Raw genomic sequence first — 22,222 nt, forward strand, 5'->3', positions numbered from 1 at the left:
CAACGCCGCGAGCAGCCGATCTTGCGCCGCGTGCGCGCCGGGCGAGCCCGCATCCCCATCGGCGCGGCCAACCTGCTGTGGACGCGCTGCCATGTCGACGACGTGGCCACCGGCGTCCTGGCCGCGCTCGACAGCAGGGCGGTCGCCGGGCAGGCGATCAACCTCGGCGAGACCAGCACGGCGACGATCGGCACGTGGTTTCGCCAGATCCTTTCGGCCGCCGGTTCATCGGCCGAGCTGGTTCAGGTGCCCGATCGCGCCCTGCCGCACGACCTGGCTCTGTCCGGGATGCAGGCGCAGCATCTGCTGGTCTCGGTCACCCGAGCCCGGTCCTTGCTCGGCTGGACTGCCGGCGACCCCGCCGAACGCGTGGCCGGCTCGGTGCGCTGGCACCTGGCCCACGCCCCCGGCCGACGTCTGGACGGACACGGACACGGCGGCCGACGAGGCCGCGCTCGCATAGCCGGTGTCTTTGTCCGAACCGGCCACGGGTGAGGATCACGCCCATGACAAGGAGGCCGGCCAGGAAGAACGCGCGATCAGGGAGTCGCGCGCAACAGCGACAGCGCCGCACGCCACCTCATCCATCGAGGCTCGCAAACCCTCGACCGGGTACCGATCAGCGTTCCCGCTAAGTGGGTCGTCAAGTTCCACGTGGGCTCCGAGCTCGAGGCCGCCGTCGCGGCGCGCAAGCCGTAGCTGATCGGTCCGCCATGATCACGGGCGCGAGGCCACGGGGCTTTGCTGCACGCCGTGCGGCGAGCAGTTCGTCAGCATGCCCGCCTACCAGGCCACGTTCATGCCATATGAGCAGATCGTCTGAGCCGCGATGACCTTGATGACACGCCGCCTGATCGTCATGGCCGAGCCCGGCTAACCGCCACTATTGCGGCTGGGTCGAGCCGGCGAACCAGCGCACCTTCGGCCATGGCGATCAGCCGGTGGGCGACCGCATCCCGGGACAGGCCGCGGCCGGTGAACAGCAGGTCGAAGGTGTCGAAGCCGGTGATCGCGAAGAGGATGTCGGTGGCCTCCTCGGCCGTGACATCTGCCCGCAACAGGCCCTGGTCAGCCAGACGCTGAGCCAGATGGCACATGCCTTCGGCGCGTCCCCGCTCGTCGCGTTTGACAGTGTCGGCCAGGGCATCCGTATGCAGCGCGGCCATCGAGTAGACGGCGCGGATGACGTCACGTTCGTCCGCGTACACTTTTGCGCCGGCGCGGAGGCTGCCGCGCAGGTGTTCACGAGCGTCGGGGTGGGCCACGGCAGTGACGATGCGCTTGAACCCAGCGCGGTCCAGCAGGTCGTGGAACACCGCATCGAGCAGCCCGGCCCGGGACTCGAAAATCACGTAGATGGTGGATCGGGCGCCCCTGGCCTTCTGTGCCACCTTGTCCAGGCTGAGCGGCTCGGATGGCGCTTCGCTCAGCCAGTCGTGGCCGCCCACACCGACGACAAGCCGCCCGACAATCGGCCCGTCGTCATCACCGACCCGGTCCCCGGGGGCTTCGGCTCCTGGCATGAAGTAGCCGCAGTCCAGTCCACACTGCACGACGCCGCCATCTCGATCATCGATGCGACTGCGGGCGGAGACCAGTTCGGCTCGATCAGCGCCAACCCGCTCGACCGCGCCGTGAAGGTCTATTGGAAGGGGGCCTTCCCGAGCGGGTCGAGCGGCTCTTCGACCAGCTCCGGCGCACGGTCCCGGTGCAGGTTCTCCCGGCCCGCTACTCGGAGCGGGAGCTTTATCCGAACAGAAGCGTCTCACGCGGGAGACGCCACCCGGCCACCTCGCCGAGCTCGGCCCGCTGCCCGACGCGAGCGGGCATTCCCCGATCACGGGGACGCTAGGGACCTTCAACGCCAAAATCCTCACCTCCTGATCCAACCGCGGGATCATGTGGACTCCCGGCTCGGATATCCGAGCCGGGAGTCCACGACGGAAGCGGAGAAAACTCTCTACGAGGAACTAGTTACATGGGCTGGCTTGCGATGGAGGACATGTAGGTTGCCGGGACTGCGGCCCAGGAGGCAGACACCCTGGTGAGTAGCGCGGCAATAATCTCGCTAGTGCGGTGACCACATACGTTCACCGGGTCCTCGACCCTCGGTTTCTCCTCACCAGGTTATAAAGGCGGCGCTGATGAGCAGTGCTGCGTGCCGTCTTGCTGACGAGCGCCCTTTAGGACCGGAATTGACCTAAATTCCAGTTACTGTCCTCCCATGACGATCTTGGTAACCGGCGCGACCGGGAACATCGGCCGGCATGTGGTGGACAAGCTGCTCGCATCAGGCAGGCAGGTACGGGCGTTGACGAGAAGCCCCGACAAGGCACGCTTGCCGACGAAGGTTGAGGTCGTGCAGGGAGATCTGACCGTGCCGCAGAGCTGGCCGGCTGCGTTGGCCTCGATCGAGAGCGTGTATCTGTTCCCCGTCCTTGACGGGATCCACCAGTTCCTCGACGTGGCAAAGAGGGCGGGCGTGCGACGGGTCGTGCTGCTGTCTGGAGCATCGGCCTCTGGTGAGACCGAACGCGACCGCCAGAGCTGGACCTACCCGCAATATCGGGCCGTCGAGAGCGCGGTGGAGGGCGCTGGCCTGGACGAATGGACATTCGTGCGTCCAGGGCCGTTCGCGGCGAACTTGTTGTGGTGGGCGCATTCCATCCGAACCGAGGGTGTGGTGCGGGCGCCGTATGGCGATGCGGTGTATCCGCTGATCCACGAAGCCGACATCGCGGCCGTCGCGGCCTTGGCGCTGACCGAGAACGGGCATGCCGGTGCGAAGTACACCCTGACCGGGCCCGAGCTGACCTCGCAGGTGGAGCAGGTGGCGACGATCGGCAAGGCGATCGGGCGTGACATCCGATTCGAGGAGTTGACCGAGGAGCAGTGGCGCGGTTCGGTCGGCAGGTTCCTGCCGCCGGGCGTTGTCACCGACTTGCTGCGCTACTGGTCGGAGACGGCAAAGAACCCGAGCACCGCGCTGCCAGTCCTACCGACGGTCGAGCGACTCACTGGCAGACCGGCCCGTACCCTGCCCCAGTGGGCCGCCGACCATGCCCATGACTTCTCCTGATGCGGTGACCACGAACGTTCGTCAGGTTGGCTGATCATGCTGCTCGGGTGACCGGTCGTCCCCAGCGGCGTTGTCTCTCGCTTTTCGATTCGGTCGGCTCACCCAAGTGGGACATCTGGACGTCACAAAGTGGCAGTCGAGGTTGCGGGATCTTGCCAGGCTTGACAACCGTGTCTACCCTCATGATCAGTCTGAGATTCGTGTAGCTACGTCGGGTTTCCTCCCGTACGTACGGTTCAGACGACGCGCTGAGAGCGTCGTTCCCACGCGAACGCGACGTCCCCCATACCTCGGATACCCCCCGAGACAAGCATCTCTCAGATTCAAGATCGCGAGCTGGCCCTGGATGTCCCGGTCCAGGGCCTTTCGCATGCCCTTCGACCAGCGCCGGAGCGGTCACCTCGCCGAGGGCCATGCGGGGCACTAGTACCTGCGGCAGTCGTGCTTGGCGAGAACCAGGGTCATCCCGGCGACCTGGTTCGTCTTGTAGGACACGTAGAAGAGGTAAAGTGCCTTCTTGTTGCCCGGCACGCCGGCGGTAGGGTAGCCGCCCGGACCACGCCGCAGGTCGGGGTAGGCGGCCTTCAGTTGCGCCCTGGTGGAGCCGATGCCGATGCCCTGGGGCGTCTTGAGGCCCGAGGGCGCGACGATCATGGTCATGCCGTACTTCCTGGAGATGTACATCCCTACCCGGTAGTTGGGGTACGGGTTCTCCTTCAGGTCCCAGCCCGTGCATCTGGCGTGGTCCCCGACTGATTTGCGGATGATTCTCCCGGTCGCCTTGGCCTTCGCGGCGCTCATGCCGAGCTTCAGGTTGCCGTACCCGTACGGTCCCAGCGTCGCCTTCCGGGCGGCGAACGCGGCGGGCGCGACGGCGACCGGCGCGAGCCCGCCCGCCAGCGCCACCACCAGCGCCGAGCGGCCGATCCGTAGGGCATTCGTGCGGTTCATGCGCTTCCTCCTTGATCTTTGACGTGATCACTTTAGTGATAGTTCGGACTGGTAGTTGGGGATTCGCGGAGTTGCGGGCGGGCGCCGCCGCACTCGGGTCACGAACCGGCGTCGGCTTTCACGCACGCGGCCGTCTCGGAGATCTCTTCATGTGGTGGCATTCGATCGACTACCTCAAGTGGGACGGCCGCGAGCGCGGCATGCTCGCCCACCGCGGTTCCCGGCTGCACGAGGTGCCCCGGCTTATGCTGTGGTGACGGATCCGCGGTCACCGGCCGGTGGTCGACGGGTACGGCCCGCACAAGCCTGGCCTTGATGCGGCCCGCTGGGTGGCGTGCGACCGGTGTGGCATACGCCCCGACCCACAAGGCAACCTCGACCCCGAGCAGGACGACGTTGGCCAGCCGTACCCCGAGCCGATCCACAAGTTCGGCCCCTCGACGGCGCTTCTCGCCGCTTTCGAGCCGAATAGGCCTGTGCACTGGCCGCGCAAGCCGACCGGGACGCTCGGCGGCGAACTCGTCCTCGGCAAGACGTTCGGCGTATTCTCCGCCGAGGTCACCATCGGCGCCGTCGGCGCGGAACACACCTTGTCCGCGCACCTGCGGAGACCGTTATCTGGGGTTCTCAAGCGAAGTAGCTGGTCAGCCGCTTGAAGGCCTGTCAGGCACGTAAGGCAATTAGGTGGCCGCAGCCGTCGCTCCGGTGGATCACCGAGGCGACCATCAGCGGCGATTCCGCTGTAGTGATCAGGCGACTACTGGTATGCAGGTGTTGGGGCGGGTTCGGCGCCACGACGTCTGAAAGTGGGACACCGGGGCGTCATCATGCGGTCATTACTGACGGACGGCCTCGCCCTCGCTCTCAATCTTGATCTTGCGGCCGACTGCCACGCCGCCTGGCCGCCCGTGAGGTCATGGTCGCCTTGGGCATCCCGACATCGGCAAGGTCCACGAGGTCGGCCGCCGCCAGGTGCGGGGTGCGGTGCGCAGTGTGTCGGCGATCAGTCGGTTGTCTCGGCCGATTCGGGGTCGTTGGTCGGGGCGTGCTTGTCGATGGCGTCGTGGGTTGCGGCCCAGCTGGCCAGGAGGTTCAGGGCGTCCCGGGTGGGTGAGGCGGGTTCGGCGGTGTAGGTGAGGAGGAACTGGCTGGGGTCGGCGCCCAGAGGGAAGGTCTCGAACGGCAGGTCGAGGTCGCCGACGACCGGATGGTGGAGGAGCTTCACGCCGGTGGTGTGGATCCGGACGTTGTGGGCTGCCCAGCGGCGACGGAAATACTCGCTGCGGGTGGACAGCTCGCCGATCAGGTCTGTGAGTCGCCTGTCGTACAGGTCGCGGCCAGCTTCGGCGCGGAGCATGGCGACGGTGTCGTTGGCGACCTGGTCCCAATCGCGGAAGAACTCAGTCGCCTGCGGGTCGAGGAAGACGAACCGGGCGTTGTTGGGCGGCCGTACCGGGTCGGCGTAGACCGGGGAGAACAGGGCGCGCCCGATAGGGTTGGTGGCCAGGATGTCCCCGCGTCCGTTGAGGATGAACGCGGGTGTGCCGGTCATGGAGTCCAGGACGCGCTGCACCGGTGGGCGGACGCGTTGCTGGACCGGGCGGCGCCGTGGTGGGCGGGTCGTGCCGGCACCGCGCAGGAGGTCGAGCAGGTGGATTCGTTCGGCCTCGTCGAGCTGGAGTGCTTGGGCGATGCCCTCGATGATGCACTCGGAGACGCCGGTAGCGTCGCCGCGTTCCAGCCGGGTGTAGTACTCGCTGGAGATGCCCGCGAGCAGGGCCACTTCCTCGCGGCGCAGCCCGGTGACCCGCCGGCGCTCTCCGCCGTACACGGGCAGTCCGGCCTGCTCAGGGGTGACCTTGGCCCGTCGCGTGCCCAGGAATTCCCGGATCTCGGCGCGGAAATCACCACGAAAGTCGCGATTAGTGCCATAAGGGTCGTTTCTGCTCGCCATGTGCTCCACTCTACGAGCGCTTCCTTCTGCCAGGGGGTCCCTCTCAGTGACCCCCTCATCAGTGACTCCCACACTCCCGTGACAACGGGTTTTGTTGGTAGCGCACCGCCCCACAGTGGTGTGAATGGGCTGGATACGGCGCTTGTGCCACCGGTTTCCAGCCCCTCTGCGGCGCCGTCGGCGCCGCGATTCTCGGAAGGACGAATCATGCGTCGATACACCAAGCCGGCTGTCGTCGTCACGGCGCTGGGTGCACTCAGCCTCGCGGTCTTCGGATCGGGTGCCGCGGACGCGGCCAGCACCGTCGGCGGCAACACCGGCTCCGGGCCGTCGCCTCGCATCACGGCGGAATCCCCCTCGTGGCACCACGGGATCTCCCAGGTGAACAAGCGCATCATGCAGCGCTACACCAGCGAGTTCCTGCCCGGTCGCGATCCCGCTCTGGCGAGAAAGTTCGTCAGCCCGGACATCGTCGTGCACTTCGGCGGCCAGACGTGGCAGGGCCGGGACACCTATCTCGGCATCGTCGCCGCGAACCTGAAGGCCTTCCCCGACCTCAAATGGACAGTGGAGGACATGCGGGCCGAGGGTGACACCGTGGCCATCCGCTACAGCATGACCGGCACCCACAAGGGACCCTTCGCCGGAGTCGAGGCGACCGGCAAGGCCATCCGCTCGGAGAGCATGACGTTCTACCGCTTGCCCCACGGCAAGATCGTCGAGGAGCGAGCCCAGCTCGACATGCTCGGCATCCTCCGGCAGATGGGCGCCATACCCGCCGCATAACAGCGGAGCCCTGCGCTTCGCCCTCCTGCGACGCGTCCGTCCCTGCTCCCGAGGCCGCCAACCTGCTCGCAGGATGACCCGCCGGCGGAGAGTTCATCGAGGGTGAAGGGCGACGACTCTGGAAGTTTCTGTTGGCAGTGCGCCGCCCCGCGGCGATGGGAATGGGCCGAATACGGCGCTTGTGCCGCTGGTTTCCAGCCTTCTGCAGCGTCGTCGGCCCCTGTGATCATCGAAATCACCCAGGTGCCCGATCAGGGCACCTGAAAAGGAAATCTCATGAGCAAGGTCATTTTTGTCACGGGTGCCGGACGCGGTCTCGGCACGGACATCGCCCGCGAGGCCCTCGCCGTCGGCCACCAGGTCGTCGCCACCGGCCGCCGCCCCGAACAGGTCGAGAAGACCCTCGGCGGGCCCCAGGACAACCTGCTGGTCACCAAGCTCGACGTCACCAGTCCCGAGGACGCCGAAGCCGCCGCGCAGGCCGCCGTCGACCGCTTCGGCCGCATCGACGTCCTCATCAACAACGCCGGGAACCTGTTCACCGGCTACTTCGAGGAGATCTCGCCCGCGCAGATGCGCCAGCAGTTCGAGACCAACCTCTTCGGCCCGATGAACGTCACCCGCGCCGTCCTGCCGCTCATGCGCCGGCAGCGCGCCGGCCACGTCATCACCATCACCTCGACCGCCGGCCTGGTCGGCATGGAATTCACCTCCGCCTACGCCGCCTCCAAGTTCGCAGAAGAGGGCTGGATGGAGTCCCTGCGCTACGACGTCGAGCCGTACAACATCCACACCACGGTCGTGGAGCCCGGCTACTTCCGCACCGAGCTCCTCGGGGACGGCTCCACCACCTGGCCCGAGCTGTCCATCGACGACTACGCCCCGCGCACCGCCCCGAGGATCGAGGGCATGAAGAGCATGAACGGCCGGCAGCCCGGCGACCCCGCCAAACTCGCCCGCGCCCTACTCACCATCGCCGGCCAAGACAAGCCACTGCAGCGCTTCGTCGCCGGCGCGGACGCCATCGAGGCCGCCCAGACCAAGGCGAAGGAACTCCTCGCCCAGGCCGAGGCCTCCCGCGAGCTGGGCGGCAGCCTGGCCAACGACGACACCCAGGCCTGAGCAACACGCCCCGCACCCCGGCCGAGGCGGAAGCCAGGTGCATCTTCGACAGCATGGAGGCAGGCAACATGCCACTCAAAGGCGAGTACGAGCCGAGCACGGCGCAGTTTGTACGTGACCAGGTGGAGCTGTACGAAAGCTCCGGTGGTACGCAAGGAACGACGCTGAGCATCCTGGTTGCACGTGAAGAAGACGAGAAGCTACGGGACCTGCCCGTCGTCATCCTGACCACCCTGGGCGCCAAAAGCGGCAAGATCCGCAAGACTTCCGTCATGCGGGTGGAGCACGACGGCTCCTACGCCGTGGTCGCCTCCATGGGAGGAGCCCCCACACACCCGGTCTGGTACCACAACGTGGTGGCCGACCCCCGGGTGGAGCTCCAGGACGGCCCGCTGCGCCAGGACATGCTGGCACGCGAGGTGACCGGGGACGAGAAGGCCGTGTGGTGGGCTCGAGCCGTCGAGGCGTTCCCAGACTATGCCGAATACCAGAAGAACACCGACCGGCAGATCCCGGTCTTCGTTCTGGAGCCGGCGGCCGAGGAACACTGACCCCACCTGACAGCGGCCAGTTCGAAATCCCCCACGGACGGCCAGTACACGCCCGGCTACCTGAACGAAGCCATGCGCATCACCAACGGCCAAGGCGTCGATGTCGTCGGCAGCCTGGTCTACGACGACGCCACGCCTGAGCAACACGCCCCGCACCCCGGCCGAGGCCGCCGCCGGGTACGCCTGCGGCAGCTGCCCCTATCTGGGGAACGGCACCGGCGCCGGCAGCGCGGGCCACCGAAGCACGGCCCTTTAGCGGGTGGGCACCGCACTGGTCATGGCGCGCACAGGCCATGACCACAGGCCATGACCACCGACCGGGCCTGACGACCACTGACAAGGAGTACCTGATGAAGCACGTATCACTGGGCGGGCTTGATGTCGCTCGCATCGGCCTGGGAGCCATGACCATGGCCGGCGTCTACACCACGGGCGGGGGGCTCGATGACGCCGAGTCGATCCGCACCATCCACCGGGCGCTGGACCTCGGGGTCACCCACGTAGACACCGCCGAGATCTACGGCCCCTTCCACAGCGAGGAAATCGTCGGCAAAGCCATCAAGGGCCGACGCGACGACGTTGTCGTGGCGACGAAGTTCGGCCTGGTCTCCCACTCCGGCGGCGGCCCCGGCGTGATCGACAGCAGCGCCGCCAACGTGAAGGCCGCCGTCGAAGGCTCGCTCAAGCGGCTCGGCACCGACCACATCGACCTGTACTACCAGCACCGCGTCGACCCGAACACGCCCATTGAGGAGACCATCGGCGCGCTGGCCCAGCTGGTCGCCCAAGGCAAGGTACGCCACATCGGGCTCTCCGAGGCCGGCCCCGAGACGATCCGCCGGGCACACGCCGTGCATCCGGTGGCCGCGCTCCAGACGGAATACTCCCTGTGGACCCGCGACGTCGAGGCCGAGATCCTTCCGCTGCTGCGCGAGCTCGGCATCGGGTTCGTGCCCTACTCCCCGCTCGGCCACGGCCTGCTGACCGGGCAGATCCGCACCGTCGAGGACTTCGCCGATGACGACTGGCGCAAGACCAACCCGCGGTTCACCGGCGAGAACTTCCAGCGCAACCTGCGCATCGTCGACGAAGTGCAGGCCATCGGCGCCGAGATCGAAGCCACCCCGGCACAGACTGCGCTGGCGTGGCTGCTGACCCGCGGCGACGACATCGCCCCGATCCCCGGAACCCGGCGGGTCTCGCGCGTCGAAGAAAACACCGCCGCCGACGGCATCGAACTCAGCGCCGCTCAGCTCGACCGCTTGAACAACCTCACGCCGGCCGCGGGCGAGCGCCATGACGAGGCGAACATGGCCAGCATCGACCGGTGACCGCGGCGCCGCTGCGCTGTCTTGAAGACGCCGAGGTCACGAACCCGCGGCTGCGGTTGCAGTTCTAAGCTCCCGCCCACGTGAGGGTTCAATTGATCTCACGGCCGCAGAAACCCCATCCCGTACCGGCGCATGTATGGCGTGTACTCGCAGGGACTGCGCCGCAGCCTTACAAGCCGACGACGGTCTCGGGGCGGACTGCTGGACGACACCGCCCACGGGAGGGACGCAAGGACCTGCCGCTGGACCGGCTGCGCGACCGGGTGCTGTTGGAAACCGCCTACCTCTGCGGCGCCCGCGCCGCTGAGGTCTGCGGCATGTATGAGGAGGGCCGGCTCGCGAACGGCGCGGGCGTCTGGACCTCGCTCACACGGTGTTTCCAGACGCCCATGCTCAGGCCAGGAGGCCCAGGGTTTCGGGCGTCTCCCAGGCCGTCAGATGCCGCTCAGGGTCGGTTTCCTCCTGCGCGCACTGGTTGATCAGCTCGGCGAGGGCTCGCCGATCCTGCTCGGGGAGCTCATGCAGGAGGGCGATCACCGGCGCAAGCACCTGCATCGCGGCCCCGGGCGCGATGGCGTCGTCGTCGCTGAGGTCAAGCCTGATGACGATCTCCGTGAGGGCTTTGGCAAGGGTGCGTTCGAGCGTGGTCATGACGTGGCTCCTGGCTGGTCGTTCGGGGGGCGGTGCGTCCTCAGGCGGGCTGCCATGACGCGAAGGCGGCCGGGGTCAGCCTGCTGCCGGCTCGGTGAGCCGGGCTTCCAGGTCGGCGATCATCTGGGTCAGCAGGCTGGTGTTCTCCTGCCGGACCGACTGCGGGCCGACCTTGTCGATGCCGGCGACCTTGGTGATGCACTCGTCGGCGGCTTGGGCCATCGTGGCGAACTCCTTGCGCGCGATCGAGTGGGGGTTGCCGGCGTCGAAGGTGGTGGCGCGGTGCATGTCCTTGACCGATGTCATCGCCGCTCGTGCGGCGGACATAGCGTCGCGGGCGCTGAACTCATCGCCGTGTCCGTGGCGCATGTAGCGGGTGACCCAGACCCGGCGCCGGGCAGAGTCGCGCCGGGCGGGGTCGGTCGAGGGCATGAACCTCTCCAGGCGGTCGCCCCGGTTGGCCGCGATCACGCGGACGACGCGGACGGCCCGCCGCAGCCGGTGGCCGTCGGGGATCTGGACGCCGGCGGCGATGTCGGCGTAGCTGACCTCGCGCCCGTGGTTGCAGCGCAGCCAGATCATCACCTCCGCGACGTCGTTCTCGGCCTGCGTCCAGCCCATCGCGTCACGCCGCCGGCTCACAGCAGCCCGCCGTTCTCGTCCAGGAACTTCGCCAGCGCGGCGTCATCCAGGGCCGAGCCGGTGGCCAGGTCGCGGACGGCGGTGACCGAACTCCTCGACCAAGGCATCCCACAGGGGGCTGAAGCTCATCCCTACGGTCTACCCGTGGTTCCGGAAGTGGACGCTGCCGGTAGCCTCTCGGACTGCGCGCTGCTGACGAAGGTCGCCCAGTGTGGTGGCGGTCGCGGCGTTGCGCGGTCCGTTGGCTTCGGCGATCGGGCGAGGCTGCGCTTGCCACGGCTGTGATGCTTCGCGCGGGCTGGTAATGATCTGTTGCCGAGCTGCGATTTTCTGTCATGTCGGGTTTTCAGCTTGTGGCGTCTCTCGTGGGCTCTCTCGCCTGGCCTGTCGCTGTGGTGGTGGCGGTGGTGGCGTTGCGGCGGCCTTTGGCTGCGGCCATTGGGCGGGTGAAGCACGGGGTGGCGGTGGAGTTGGCGGAGGTGGAGCAGGCCCGGGAGAGCGTGGAGGAGGAGCTGGCTCAAGCGCAGGCGTCCGACGCCGCCGAGGTTGATGCGCTGGTGAAGAAAGCGGCTGAGTTGGGCTGGCATCTCGGCCGCTGGGGAATCGGCCGGGTCGCATCTGATGTGAGGACGGACGTGATCGTCGATCGCTCTGGGGAGAGACCAGTGGTGCGGTTTGCTTGGGTGCGCGACCTTACTCACGACCCGGAGTTCGCGGAGCGTTGGGACGAGCTGTTTCCCGCCCTGCGGGGGTTCCCGTCCGGCTGATTGACGCGCCTCCTCCGAGCTTTGATGATCCTGCTTAGCTCACGATAACGTCACTTATCGTGAGTTAGGATGATCTCCGAGAGCGCTTGATCACGAGATGGTTGTCTTGTTCGCGAACCTTTCCATGTCCGGACTTACCCTGCCACCCGCCACGTTGTGGCCGCCTCCGCGTGTGAAGGGATCCCATGCAGGCCGCGGTTCGACTTCCCGTTCTCGTTGTCGCTGTCCTTGCTGTGACGGGCTGCGCCGCCACGGGTGGAAACATCGTGGCGCCGAGACAGTCAACGCCCGCCTCGCCGTCCGTCGCGTCCGTGGCACCGACGCCATCCCCGACTCCCAAGAACAGCGCCGACGAGGAGTCCTCCCAGGCCGGTACGTGCCTTGACTGGAGGACGTCCGTCCGGGAGGTGCCGTGCGATCGGCCCCACAACTTCGAGGTCATGCTCTCGAAGCAAGTCGATCAGCGGCGAAAGCCGTCCGAACGATCCATGAGCCGCACCTGCAGGTCAGCCTTGACCACATTTCTCGGCAGCGCTGACGTGGCCGCGAGCCGGTTGGAGGCGACGCACCTCGATGCGCGGAAGGGTAAGGACGGAAAATGGCGATTCCCCTGCCTGGTAGGGGAACTAGGACCGAAAGGCGATGCGGTGCGGCGCACGGGCACGCTCGCCGGCGCCCTGGCTAACGGCCTGGGCGTCTTCCAGCGTTGTCTGGTGGGCGAACCGCTGGAGCACGACCCCCTCCGGGTGGTGCCCTGCACACAACCACATCACAGCGAGGCGATACCCGGCGTGATGCCCATCGAAGAATTTCCAGCTGGGGAGAAGGGCCTGAGACAGGTGGCGTTGCGTGCTGGGGTCTACTGCGAGAAGACCGTCGCGGCCTACCTCGGGGGCACCAGGCGGGGCGCCGATTCGAGCGGCGTGACCCCGACGCGAGAAGCCTGGCTGGACGGCATGACGGACGCGGTCTGCTTCGTGGTCAGCAAGACCCCGGTCAAAGGAGTCATGAAGTCGACCGGCCGGCCGTGACCGCCCAAACACGGAGCCCAGCCACGCGCTGTGAGGTGGCCCAGACAGGACAATGGTCGCGACGCTCTGAAGCGCGCCCGGTGTACCCACCGGGCGTTCAACCAACCCAGAACAAGCAAGCGCAAGAGCTCTCAATATGACGTCCCTCGACACGCTCGGCCCTGTAGACGACCCCGCGTTGCGTGCCGGGCTCGACAACATTGCCGAGAGTGCCCAACCACCCGAAGGCCGGGGAGTGACCGGCGAGCTGGAGCTCCATGGCGGCGGCGAGGTGGTTTCCGCGGAGGACGCCGTGTTGTGGGCCAGGCTCGCCGAGCTCGACCAGGCGGCCGAGGAGTTCGAGCCCCGCTCGGAGAACACTCTGCGCAGCTACGCGAGCGACTGGAGGGTATGGGAGCGGTACGTCGCCGAGGTGGGCATCCCGCTGGAGGCCGGCACGCCGGGCGCGTTCCTCGGGTTCGTGATCTGGCTGGGCAAGGAGGGCAAGGCCCCGTCGACGATCCAGCGGAACATGTACGGCGCGGCGGTGTGCCTGCGTGAGCGCGGGGTTGCCGTGCACCCGGACGGGCTGAAGAAGGCGAAGAAGGCGGTCGACGTCCTCGCCCGCATGCTGGCCGAGGAGGGTGAGCAGCGCGGCCGCGGTAAGGCCCCCGCGTTGACGGTGATGCAGCTCCGCGCGATGTCGAAGGCGTTGCCGGACACGTTGAAGGGGTTGCGGGACCGGGCGATCCTCACGGTCGGCTTCGGCATGGCGGCGCGCCGGTCGGAGCTGGCGAACCTCCTCGCTCGGGATGTGGTCGTGGTGGCAGACAAGGGCCTGCAGGTGTTCAGCCGGTACGGCAAGACCGGCGCCCGATCGCCCGTGATCAAGAAGGGTGAGAACGAGTGGACGTGTGCGCAGCGCGCATGGCTAGCGTGGGCGGCGGCCGCGGACCTCGACCCGGACGGGCCTGCGTTCATGCGCTTCAACCGGCACAAGATGATGGGCCCGATCTCCGGGCAGGGCATCGGGATCGCCGTCGCGGACGCGGCCAAGGCGGTGGGCCTGGTGGGCATCACGGGGCACAGCATGCGCGCCGGCCTCGCCACGGCGGCGCGGGAGGCGAAGCACGACTACAAGACGATCGCCGAACAGGGCGGTTGGGCGCCGAACGGCACTGCGCTGCACGAGTACCTGCGTATCGTCGACCAGTGGGCGGACAACGCCACGGCCGGGATCGGGATGTGACCCGGCTCCGGCTGTGGGAGCAGCTCTTCTGGCTGGGGGGCTGTGGCGGGAGACCCGGCCAGGCCAGGGACACCCGACGCGGCTGAGTCTCAAGCGGCTGAGCTTCAACGAGCCGTCCTCAACCATCGTCGCCAGGGAGACACGGCAGGCACCGCCGCCATCACCCACCCCGACCACCCGCGATACCCGACCCTGGCGGAGCTGCGCCGCATGGGCGGCTTCCCGGACGACTTCGTGCTCACCGGCAACTACCAACGGCAGTGGGAACGCATCGGCCGAGCCGTTCCGCCCGTGATGATGGAGCGGATCGCCGAGACCGTCCGCGACGAGCTGCTCGTCCCGCTGCGTGACGCGGGGAGGATCTGGTGTGCGGTGTCGTCGCCGGTCTCGGCAAGCTGAACATCGCCCCGGCCGTGGCCGCGCTCGCGCATCGCGGACCCGACGCGGCCAGGACGGGAGCGGTGGCCGGCGTGCACCTCGGACACACCCGTCTCGCGGTCCAGGACCTCGACTCCCGGTCGGATCAGCCGTTCCGGGACGGGCCGGTCACGATCGCGTACAACGGCGAGATCTACAACGCCGCCGAGCTGCGCCAGGCCGTGGAGGAGCGCGACCCGGGCCGGACGTGGAAGACGACCGGTGACACGCGCACGCCGCAGTGGAATCCGGACGGCGCGTCACCTCACCACAGCACAAGGGTCGCTGATGCGGCGCTAGCCGAGATTCAGAACCTCATCGTCCGCGTGCGTGCCGAACTCGGCGACGCGCACCTCCGCGATGTGCTCGTACCGGCTGATCCGGTCGGTCCACTCCGCGTCGACGCCGAACGCCACCTGCGCGAAGCCCACCTGCCTGACGGCCTCGGCCAGGCCCGGATCGCCAGGTGCCAGCAGCCGCACCGGCGCGTCAAGCGCCACGGTGTGCGGCGGCACGAAGTACTCGTCCGGCAAAACGGTGCGCGCATGGACGAGCGCGCCGACAGCGACAACCGAGCCGGCCCCCAACCGTGCGCACTGCAGGACCGTCGCCGCGGTCGCCACATAGACGCACCTGCCGACCTCGCAGCCCAGCAGCGTGGCATGCGGCCCCACGAAGACGTGGTCGTCGACAAGCACCGGCTGATCGCCGGCGACCGCAGACCCGCGCAACACTGCGTTCTCGCAGATCACCGCCGCCTCCCGGACCTCGATCCGAGCCCCCTCGGCATCGAGCACCGCACCGTACATCACCCGCGCCCTCGGCCCCACACGGACATCACCAACGAGCGTGGCCGTCGGGGCGACGTAGGCGGTGGGATGGACCTGCGGTTCATACCCGCGGTGCCGGATGCGGATTCCCTGCGCTTCAGCGATCATGAGCGGATTCTGGCCCGACCGACCGCGAGCATGCTGGCGGATTTCAGACGTCGCCGTCGAACTGATTGCCAAGCGCCACCACTAGGAAGGCGATTACCTGTGCTTCCCCGACCCGAACGGGAGCCGGGCAGTGGCCGCCCCTGCGACATTGGATTTCGATCTTGTTGTGCGTGCGGGTGTGGATTGTGCTCCGCTGGTCCTGGTCCTGGTCCTGGTGTTGAGGGCGGTTCTGGTTTTGGGGGCGACTCTGGCTCTGGGTGCCGTTTTGGCCGTGGCCGTGGCCAGGAGTGCGGGTCACCCGACTCTTGATCTTGCGGACGGTAATAGGGATGGCCTGCCAGTCAGGCTGGAAGTCGGTCTCGGTGTTGTTGGTGAGCGCCGCCGACCACATCCGCTACCTGGTCGACTACGGCCGCGGATGCCTGTCCCTGCTCGACGGCATCGACGACGACTTGACCGACGCCGGGCGAGCGCTCGCCCAACGGCTCAAGGAGGCTCTATGAAGACGGCGACACGTCCCCAGGCCGTCGTGCTGACCACCTGGGAGACACCCATCTACCGGGCAGGGCTGGCCGACCCGGACACCCCGGACGGCGGCGCCCGCGCCCGGGAGGTGATCGGCAAGCTGCGCGATCTCATCCTGGACGCCGAAGGCCGCGACAACGACGCGCACACGTTCGGGGTCATCGGCGCTCAGAAGTCCAGCATGGACATCCTGAAGTGGGATCACCCGGCGGTGGCATGGCTCCGCGAGCAGATCCGTACCGCCGTGTCCGCGATGACCCGCGACGTTCTGGAAGAACGCGCGCCGGAGGTCGAAGACACATACGGGGTGATCGCGGAGGCATGGGCGGTCGTCTACCGGTCGGGCGGCTCCCACCGGTTGCACACGCACCACGACTCCATCTACTCCGGGACGATCTACATCGAGTGCGGCGGAGTCAGCGCCGCCTCCGGGAATCTGCAAATGTTCGACCCCCGCCCGGCCGCGATCGCCCGCGGCGTCACTCCCGGGGTGTTGTCGATCGAGCCGCGCCCCGGCCTGCTGGTGGCGTTCCCGTCCTGGCTGCCGCACTCCGTGCAGGCCACCCAGCACACGGACGGGTTGCGGATCTGCATCGCGTTCAACGCCTCCTACGACCGGACGGGAGGAAAGCTGTGACCATCGCCAACATCGGGCCGGGCCTGGTGACCGCCTCTACCGTCCGGCAGATCGACCTGACCGGCATCGCCTGCGCCAACATCCTCGATCGGCATACCGCAGCCAGCTCGTTCACCACCCTTCCGCTGCACGAGGCCGTCGCCGACATCGAAGCGCTCCGCCAGGCGTTCGTCGCCGATATGAACGCCCTCGCTGAACGGGGGATCGAGGGAGGCACAGCTGGCGGGCCCGTCGCCGACGTTCAGATGGAGGCGCAGATCTGGCTGGGCGGTTACGAGAAGCCGATGTTCGCCGTGCCGAACGACTACCTCGCCTGGTGCTTCCTCGAGGTCGTCGCGCCGGTCGAAGCGGACGCCGGAACGGTCGCGGTGTTCGACCCCCGCGCGGGAAGCGCCATGACGGCCATGCCCGGCCTGCCCTGGGGCCGCCAGCTCACTATCACTCCGTCCGCCGGTTCCCTGGCCGTCGTCCCCGGTTGGCTTACCTGCTCCATCGTCCCCGTCGAGAAAGGAAAAGCCATCGCCGTCGTGGTCGCAACGTCGATCACATAGGTAGTTCCGTTCTCAACCCGATCTCCGAAGGAGAAAAGGAATGGAAGCGAACAACGTCGGTCTCGGCCTGAACGCCCCCGGCCTCGGGGTCTCCGTTGACGCCGACCAGGTGCAGCAGTACCTCGCACTGGCCAGCCAGGGCGCGATCGTGTCCGACTCGAACAAGTGCGGCGCGGTGCAGAACAACTTCGCGCTGACCGCTCAGACGACGACTCGCCTGTAGCCGCCCTGCTGCACCCCTGAAAAAGGCTGGCCCCCGCCGCGCACATCGGCGGGGGCCAGCCCTTTCTATCGCGTGCGACGGTTACAGTTGGCCGCTCCGCCACAGCGCGGTCTCCGCCTCCAACCGCTGTTCGTTCACGGCTGGCACCGACACCTGCTCGGCCCATGCCACCAGGAGCTGGGCGAACTCCTCCCGCTGCTCGGGGCCCGCACTGCCGTGCACGTGGAACCACGTGATCAGCGGGGCCGCGGCCGGCGCGTCGGTGTCGCAGCCCGCGCACAGCACGACCCCGTTCCGGCCCTCCACGGCGGCGCCGCTGGCGTTCGTCCACTCGTTCGGCACCCTTGCGAGCAGCAGCCCTTCCGCGCTGCAGCGCGGACATGTCGGCGGCTCCTCGGCGGTGACGATGTCGATCCGCCGCTGCCCGGTCACAGCGAGATCGCTTCCGGGCCGAACAGCTGCTTGATGTCGGCCGAGAAGCTTGGCTCCGGGTTGATCCGGAATTCCGGCAACGACAGCGTCACGGTCTGGCCAGCCATCCGCCGCAGGTTGATCAGCACCGGCACCTGTCCCTGGTGCAGCTTGAGCACGTTGCGCAGTTCGTCCACGATGCTCTGGTTGAGGCGTTCCTCACGCAGGAGCAGGGTGACCGGCGCGTCGCTGCTGATGCCGGACACATCCAGCAGAGTGAGGTCCTGGGCGAAAATCGAGATGGCGCCGTCGCGGTTGTTGATCTGCCCCTTGACGGCCACCACTGAGTCTTCGCGCAGCTCCGGCCCGTACAACTCGTAGCTCTTGGGGAAGAACAGACACTCCACACCGGCGTCCATATCCTCGACGGTCGCGATGGCCCAGACGTTTCCGGCTTTGTTGACCCGCTTGTCCACTTTCGTGATCATGCCGCAGACGGTGACGTCGCCCCGGTCTTCGCGGCCGCTGTCGAGCAGGTCGGCGATGGTGGTGTCCCGGTTGCGGGCCAGCATCCGTTCCGTGCCGGCCAGCGGGTGGTCCGACACGTACAGGCCGAGCATCTCCCGCTCGAAGTCCAGCTTGGTCTTCTTGTCCCACTCCATGTCGGGGACGGTGATCGTGAAAGCGGTGTCGTCGCCGTCGTCGTCCATCCCGCCGAACAGTGAGTCTTGGCCGTGGGCCTCGTTCTTCTTGATGTCGATCACGGACTCGACGGCCTGCTCGTGAATCATGAGCACGCCCTTGCGCGGGTGCTCGAGCGAGTCGAACGCGCCCGCCTTGATCAATGATTCGATGACCCGCTTGTTGCAGACCGAGAGAGGCACCTTGGCGAGGAAGTCGTCGAAGTCGCTGTAGCGGCCCTTCTGCGTGCGGGCCTTGACGATGCCCTCGACGACGTTCGAGCCGACGTTGCGGACCGCGCCCATGCCGAACCGTACCTGGGTGTCGCCGACCGCGACGAAGTCGAGCTGGGAGTCGTTGACGTCCGGCGGCAGGACCTGGATGCCCATCTTGCGGCACTCGGCCAGGTAGATCGCGGCCTTGTCCTTGTCGTCGCCCACGCTGGTGAGGAGGGCGGCCATGTATTCGGCGGGGTAGTTGGCCTTCAGGTAGGCGGTCCAGTAGGCGACGAGGCCGTACCCGGCGGTGTGCGATTTGTTGAAGGCGTACCCGGAGAAGGGCAGCATGACGTCCCACAGCGCGGTGATCGCGTCGTCGCTGTAGCCGTTGCCGCGCATGCCCGCCTGGAAGTTGGCGAACTCGGCGTCCAGGATCTCCTTCTTCTTCTTGCCCATGGCGCGGCGGAGCAGGTCGGCGCCGCCGAGGGTGTAGCCGGCCAGCTCTCGGGCGACTGCCATGATCTGCTCTTGGTAGACGAGCAGGTGGAAGGTCGGGCCGAGGATGGGGTCGAGGGCGTCCTTGAGTTCGGGGTGGATGGGCTCGATGTCCTGGCGGCCGTTCTTGCGGTGCGCGTAGTTGGTGTGCGCGTTGGCTGCCATCGGTCCCGGCCGGTACAGGGCGAGCACGGCGGCGATGTCCTCGAACCGGGTCGGCTCCATCAGCTTGAGGAGCTGCCGCATGGGGCCGCCGTCGAGCTGGAACACGCCGAGCGTGTCGCCGCGGGCCAGGAGCTGGTAGGTCTTGGCGTCGTCGAGCGGCATCGTCAGGGTGTCGAGCTCGATGCCCCGGTTCTGCTTGATGATCTTGATGGCGTGGTCGATGATGCCCAGGTTCCGCAGACCCAGGAAGTCCATCTTGACCAGGCCCATGGATTCACACGAGGGGTAGTCGAACCCGGTGATGATCACCTTGTCCTTGTCCCGCATGTGCATGGGGATCAGGTCCAGCAGCGGCGTTGAGGACAGGATGACGGCGGCCGCGTGCACGCCGGTGCCGCGGATCAGCCCTTCGATACCGCGGCCGGTGTCGATCACCTTGCGGACGTCCTGGTCGGACTCGTACAGGGCGCGGATCTCGTTGCCCTCGTTGTAGCGCGGGTGACCCTCGTTGAACAGGTCCGCGAGCGGCACGCCCTTACCCATGACGTCCGGCGGCATCGCCTTCGTGATCCTGTCGCCGACTGCGAACGGGTAGCCGAGGATGCGGCTGGCGTCTTTGACCGCAGCCTTGGCCTTGATCGTGCCGAACGTGTTGACCTGCGCGGTCATCTTGTCGCCGTACTTCTCGGTGACATAGTTCACCATGCGGTCGCGCTGGCGGTCGTCGAAGTCGAGGTCAACGTCCGGCGGGTTGATCCGCTCAGGGTTCAGGAACCGCTCGAACAGCAGGCCATGCTCCAGCGGGTCCAACTCGGTGATGCGGGTGGCGTAGGCGACGATCGACCCGGTGGCGGACCCTCGGCCAGGGCCGACCGGGATGCCGTTCTCACGGGCGTACCGGCAGATGTCGGCGACGACGAGGAAGTAGGAGGAGAACCCCATGGGGCCGATGACCTTCATCTCGGTCTCGTACCGGTCCCACACCTCCTGCGGGACCGGCGTGCCGTACCGCATCGCCAGACCGGCTTCACACTCCTTGCGCAGCCACGACTCCTGCGTCTCGCCCTCGGGCACGTCCGGGTAGTCCGGCATCCGGTTGACCTCGGCGAACACCTCGCTGTAGTCGCCCACCATCTCGGCCACGAGCAGCGTGTTGGCGCACGCCTCCGGCAGTTCAGGGAACAGCGCCCGCATTTCCTGGGCGGTTTTGAGGTAGTAGCCGGAGCCGTTGAACCGGAACCGGTTCGGGTCGTCCTTGTTCTTGCCGACGCCGACGCACAGGAGGCTGTCGTGGGCGTCGGCCTGGTCCTCGGTGACGTAGTGGGAGTCGTTGGTGACCAGCAGCGGAATGTTGAGCTGCTTGGCCAGCTTGAGCAGGTCGGCCCGGACCTCGCGCTCGATGTCGATGCCGTGGTCCATCAGCTCGAGGAAGTAGTTCTCCTTGCCGAAGATTTCCTGGTATTCGCCGGCGGCCTTGACCGCTTCGTCGTACTGGCCGAGCCGCAGCCGGGTCTGGACCACTCCGGACGGGCAGCCGGTTGTGGCGATGATCCCGTCCGCGTGTTCGGCGATCAGCTCCTGGTCCATGCGCGGCTTGCCGTAGTAGCCCTCGAAGCTGGCCAGGGACGACAGCCGGAACAGGTTCCGCAGCCCGTTCGCGTCTTTGGCCCACATGGTCATGTGGGTGTAGCGGCCGCCGCCGGAGACGTCCTTGCCGCCCTCGCCGTCGGCCACGCCGGTCTCGGCGCGTGAACCCCAGAAGACAGGCTTCTTGTGGTAGCGCGACGCGGGCGCCACGTACGCTTCGATCCCGATGATCGGCTTGACGGGGAAGCCCTTGGCCACCGATTGGAACTCGTACGCGCCGAACATGTTCCCGTGATCCGACATCGCGATCGCCGGCATCCCGAGCCGCTCAGCTTCCTTGAACAGCGGTTTCATCTTCGCCGCACCGTCAAGCATGCTGTACTCAGTGTGAACATGCAGATGCACGAACGAGTCGCTCACGCGCTCCCCCAACTCCCAACGGCCCAAATACTCGGCTGAGCCTATTCCTTCTCCTGGGGCTGTTGGGGCGATGCGATACAGAGTCCCATGGGTTGTTGCCACCCTGTTGCCCACGCTCCGTGCACGGCCCGCTGACGTGGCCATATACCGCCGGCAGCGCCCGGTTGCCAGCGGGGGCTAGCTAGCCCAGCCAGCGGCGTAATCACGGCCGCGGTCCCGCTTCGTGCCTAATCCTGGCGGGCACTGTAGGGGATCTTCTTCCTGTGCTGCCAGATGTTCAACGCCGTCTGGACGAAGTCCTGCGGCCCGTTGCCGGTGATGTCGCAGGCCGCGGTGAGACGGGTGTCGGTGAGCGGGTTGAGGCGCATGGAGAACTGGCGCTCGTCGCAGGCGCCCAGCCCCCGCCGACACGGCAAGCGCCGCCACAGCTAACCCGCCCGCTGCCCGCTGGCACTTCCCCGCCAGCTGGCAGCACCTACCGAACGGAGCAACCCTGAACCGCCCCATCGCCAAGCCCGGCTTGATCGCCGACTCCCAGGGTTTCCTCGTCGCCATCCTCCGGCACGACCACGGGCCGACCGCCCCCGTGATCGCACCGCCGCAGGTGTTCTTTGAGAACTTCCGGGGCGTCGTGGTCCAGGCGCTGGCCATCCCCGACGTGTACGCGCGTGACGTGGCCGTCGCCGCCCCCACGGTCTGCTCGGAGTTCGTGTCGATGTGCGAGGATCCCGAGGCGTTGCCATCCGGCTTGGCCGCGATCGTGGGCACGATGTCGCGTCTCAACGCGCGCCGCACGGGTATCGCCCGCCAGCGTGCCGAGCAGCGGATGAAGCGCTACTTGGACTAGCGCCCACACGGAAG

General features: G+C 67.5%; 25 protein-coding genes and 1 pseudogene. 17 read left to right on the top strand and 9 right to left on the bottom strand.

What is annotated here, in order from left to right; translation table 11 throughout:
- The first annotated feature begins 30 nt into the window (after positions 1-30).
- Positions 31-495 (top strand): NAD-dependent epimerase/dehydratase family protein, encoded by a 465-nt coding sequence (locus OHA25_RS38830; protein ID WP_327581896.1) that lies wholly within the window; start codon positions 31-33, stop codon positions 493-495.
- 362 nt (positions 496-857) lie between these two features.
- On the opposite strand, the gene OHA25_RS38835 is transcribed toward OHA25_RS38830, so the two are convergent.
- Positions 858-1,553 carry a TetR/AcrR family transcriptional regulator gene (locus OHA25_RS38835; protein ID WP_327581897.1) on the bottom strand — a complete coding sequence of 232 codons (696 nt, stop codon included), beginning with the start codon at positions 1,551-1,553 and terminating at the stop codon, positions 858-860.
- Between the two features lie 671 nt (positions 1,554-2,224).
- On the opposite strand from OHA25_RS38835, the gene OHA25_RS38840 reads away from it, so the two are divergent.
- Entirely contained in the window at positions 2,225-3,079 is an 855-nt protein-coding gene (locus tag OHA25_RS38840; protein ID WP_327581898.1) for an NAD(P)H-binding protein, read from the top strand.
- Between the two features lie 423 nt (positions 3,080-3,502).
- Here OHA25_RS38840 and OHA25_RS38845 read toward each other — a convergent pair whose 3' ends face one another.
- Positions 3,503-4,030, bottom strand: coding sequence for a hypothetical protein (locus OHA25_RS38845; RefSeq protein WP_327581899.1), 528 nt, complete (start codon positions 4,028-4,030; stop codon positions 3,503-3,505).
- 278 nt (positions 4,031-4,308) lie between these two features.
- Between OHA25_RS38845 and OHA25_RS38850 the strand changes: the two genes are divergently transcribed.
- Positions 4,309-4,686, top strand: coding sequence for a hypothetical protein (locus tag OHA25_RS38850; protein WP_327581900.1), 378 nt, complete (start codon positions 4,309-4,311; stop codon positions 4,684-4,686).
- A 347-nt stretch (positions 4,687-5,033) separates the two neighbouring features.
- Here the strand turns inward: OHA25_RS38850 and OHA25_RS38855 are convergent, their stop codons facing one another.
- Positions 5,034-5,984, bottom strand: coding sequence for a helix-turn-helix transcriptional regulator (locus OHA25_RS38855; protein ID WP_327581901.1), 951 nt, complete (start codon positions 5,982-5,984; stop codon positions 5,034-5,036).
- 207 nt (positions 5,985-6,191) lie between these two features.
- On the opposite strand from OHA25_RS38855, the gene OHA25_RS38860 reads away from it, so the two are divergent.
- The 4 genes from OHA25_RS38860 to OHA25_RS38875 all read left to right on the top strand — a co-directional run bounded on the left by OHA25_RS38860 (position 6,192) and on the right by OHA25_RS38875 (position 9,774).
- Positions 6,192-6,770: an ester cyclase gene (locus tag OHA25_RS38860; protein ID WP_327581902.1), complete on the top strand. Its 579-nt coding sequence runs from the start codon at positions 6,192-6,194 to the stop codon at positions 6,768-6,770.
- 276 nt (positions 6,771-7,046) lie between these two features.
- Entirely contained in the window at positions 7,047-7,892 is an 846-nt protein-coding gene (locus tag OHA25_RS38865) for an SDR family oxidoreductase (protein ID WP_327581903.1), read from the top strand.
- A gap of 68 nt (positions 7,893-7,960) precedes the next feature.
- Positions 7,961-8,443 carry a nitroreductase family deazaflavin-dependent oxidoreductase gene (locus tag OHA25_RS38870; protein ID WP_327581904.1) on the top strand — a complete coding sequence of 161 codons (483 nt, stop codon included), beginning with the start codon at positions 7,961-7,963 and terminating at the stop codon, positions 8,441-8,443.
- A gap of 350 nt (positions 8,444-8,793) precedes the next feature.
- A complete protein-coding gene (locus OHA25_RS38875) occupies positions 8,794-9,774 on the top strand; it encodes an aldo/keto reductase (RefSeq protein WP_327581905.1) in 981 nt (326 codons plus the stop codon).
- 393 nt (positions 9,775-10,167) lie between these two features.
- Here the strand turns inward: OHA25_RS38875 and OHA25_RS38880 are convergent, their stop codons facing one another.
- Positions 10,168-10,425: a hypothetical protein gene (locus OHA25_RS38880; protein WP_327581906.1), complete on the bottom strand. Its 258-nt coding sequence runs from the start codon at positions 10,423-10,425 to the stop codon at positions 10,168-10,170.
- A 75-nt stretch (positions 10,426-10,500) separates the two neighbouring features.
- On the bottom strand, positions 10,501-11,067 hold the full coding sequence (locus tag OHA25_RS38885) for a hypothetical protein (RefSeq protein WP_327581907.1): 567 nt from the start codon (positions 11,065-11,067) through the stop codon (positions 10,501-10,503).
- A 392-nt stretch (positions 11,068-11,459) separates the two neighbouring features.
- On the opposite strand from OHA25_RS38885, the gene OHA25_RS38890 reads away from it, so the two are divergent.
- The 5 genes and pseudogenes from OHA25_RS38890 to OHA25_RS61585 all read left to right on the top strand — a co-directional run.
- The gene (locus OHA25_RS38890; RefSeq protein ID WP_327581908.1) at positions 11,460-11,834 is read left to right on the top strand and encodes a hypothetical protein; all 375 of its coding nucleotides are present in this window, start codon (positions 11,460-11,462) and stop codon (positions 11,832-11,834) included.
- Positions 11,835-12,019: 185 nt separating this feature from the next.
- Positions 12,020-12,865 carry a septum formation family protein gene (locus tag OHA25_RS38895; protein WP_327581909.1) on the top strand — a complete coding sequence of 282 codons (846 nt, stop codon included), beginning with the start codon at positions 12,020-12,022 and terminating at the stop codon, positions 12,863-12,865.
- 136 nt (positions 12,866-13,001) lie between these two features.
- The gene (locus OHA25_RS38900) at positions 13,002-14,093 is read left to right on the top strand and encodes a tyrosine-type recombinase/integrase (protein WP_327581910.1); all 1,092 of its coding nucleotides are present in this window, start codon (positions 13,002-13,004) and stop codon (positions 14,091-14,093) included.
- 42 nt (positions 14,094-14,135) lie between these two features.
- Positions 14,136-14,492 (top strand): DNA cytosine methyltransferase, encoded by a 357-nt coding sequence (locus OHA25_RS38905; protein WP_327581911.1) that lies wholly within the window; start codon positions 14,136-14,138, stop codon positions 14,490-14,492.
- 14 nt (positions 14,493-14,506) lie between these two features.
- Positions 14,507-14,734, top strand: a pseudogene (locus tag OHA25_RS61585) (hypothetical protein); the annotation flags it as partial.
- Between the two features lie 72 nt (positions 14,735-14,806).
- Here OHA25_RS61585 and OHA25_RS38910 read toward each other — a convergent pair.
- Complete coding sequence (locus OHA25_RS38910) at positions 14,807-15,448, bottom strand: gamma carbonic anhydrase family protein (protein WP_327581912.1); 642 nt, start codon at positions 15,446-15,448, stop codon at positions 14,807-14,809.
- 329 nt (positions 15,449-15,777) lie between these two features.
- Between OHA25_RS38910 and OHA25_RS38915 the strand changes: the two genes are divergently transcribed.
- The 4 genes from OHA25_RS38915 to OHA25_RS38930 are packed head-to-tail and all read left to right on the top strand — an operon-like array spanning position 15,778 to position 17,384.
- Positions 15,778-15,951, top strand: coding sequence for a hypothetical protein (locus tag OHA25_RS38915; protein WP_327581913.1), 174 nt, complete (start codon positions 15,778-15,780; stop codon positions 15,949-15,951).
- Positions 15,948-16,610: a putative 2OG-Fe(II) oxygenase gene (locus tag OHA25_RS38920; protein ID WP_327581914.1), complete on the top strand. Its 663-nt coding sequence runs from the start codon at positions 15,948-15,950 to the stop codon at positions 16,608-16,610. Before OHA25_RS38915 ends, OHA25_RS38920 begins: the two co-directional genes overlap by 4 nt.
- Entirely contained in the window at positions 16,607-17,161 is a 555-nt protein-coding gene (locus tag OHA25_RS38925; RefSeq protein ID WP_327581915.1) for a hypothetical protein, read from the top strand. Before OHA25_RS38920 ends, OHA25_RS38925 begins: the two co-directional genes overlap by 4 nt.
- A gap of 40 nt (positions 17,162-17,201) precedes the next feature.
- Complete coding sequence (locus OHA25_RS38930; RefSeq protein WP_327581916.1) at positions 17,202-17,384, top strand: hypothetical protein; 183 nt, start codon at positions 17,202-17,204, stop codon at positions 17,382-17,384.
- An 81-nt stretch (positions 17,385-17,465) separates the two neighbouring features.
- On the opposite strand, the gene OHA25_RS38935 is transcribed toward OHA25_RS38930, so the two are convergent.
- The 3 genes from OHA25_RS38935 to OHA25_RS38945 form a co-directional block, all read right to left on the bottom strand.
- Positions 17,466-17,816, bottom strand: a complete 351-nt coding sequence (locus OHA25_RS38935; RefSeq protein WP_327581917.1) for a DUF6300 family protein — start codon at positions 17,814-17,816, stop codon at positions 17,466-17,468.
- Positions 17,813-21,361, bottom strand: coding sequence for a DNA polymerase III subunit alpha (dnaE, locus tag OHA25_RS38940; RefSeq protein WP_327581918.1), 3,549 nt, complete (start codon positions 21,359-21,361; stop codon positions 17,813-17,815). Before dnaE ends, OHA25_RS38935 begins: the two co-directional genes overlap by 4 nt.
- A 227-nt stretch (positions 21,362-21,588) precedes the next feature.
- Positions 21,589-21,777, bottom strand: a complete 189-nt coding sequence (locus tag OHA25_RS38945) for a hypothetical protein (RefSeq protein WP_327581919.1) — start codon at positions 21,775-21,777, stop codon at positions 21,589-21,591.
- A gap of 104 nt (positions 21,778-21,881) precedes the next feature.
- Here OHA25_RS38945 and OHA25_RS38950 point away from each other — a divergent pair, with 104 nt between their 5' ends.
- Positions 21,882-22,208: a hypothetical protein gene (locus OHA25_RS38950; RefSeq protein WP_327581920.1), complete on the top strand. Its 327-nt coding sequence runs from the start codon at positions 21,882-21,884 to the stop codon at positions 22,206-22,208.
- Positions 22,209-22,222: the final 14 nt, after the last annotated feature.

The organism is Nonomuraea sp. NBC_00507 (assembly GCF_036013525.1).
In the GTDB taxonomy this organism is placed as follows: Bacteria; Actinomycetota; Actinomycetes; order Streptosporangiales; family Streptosporangiaceae; genus Nonomuraea.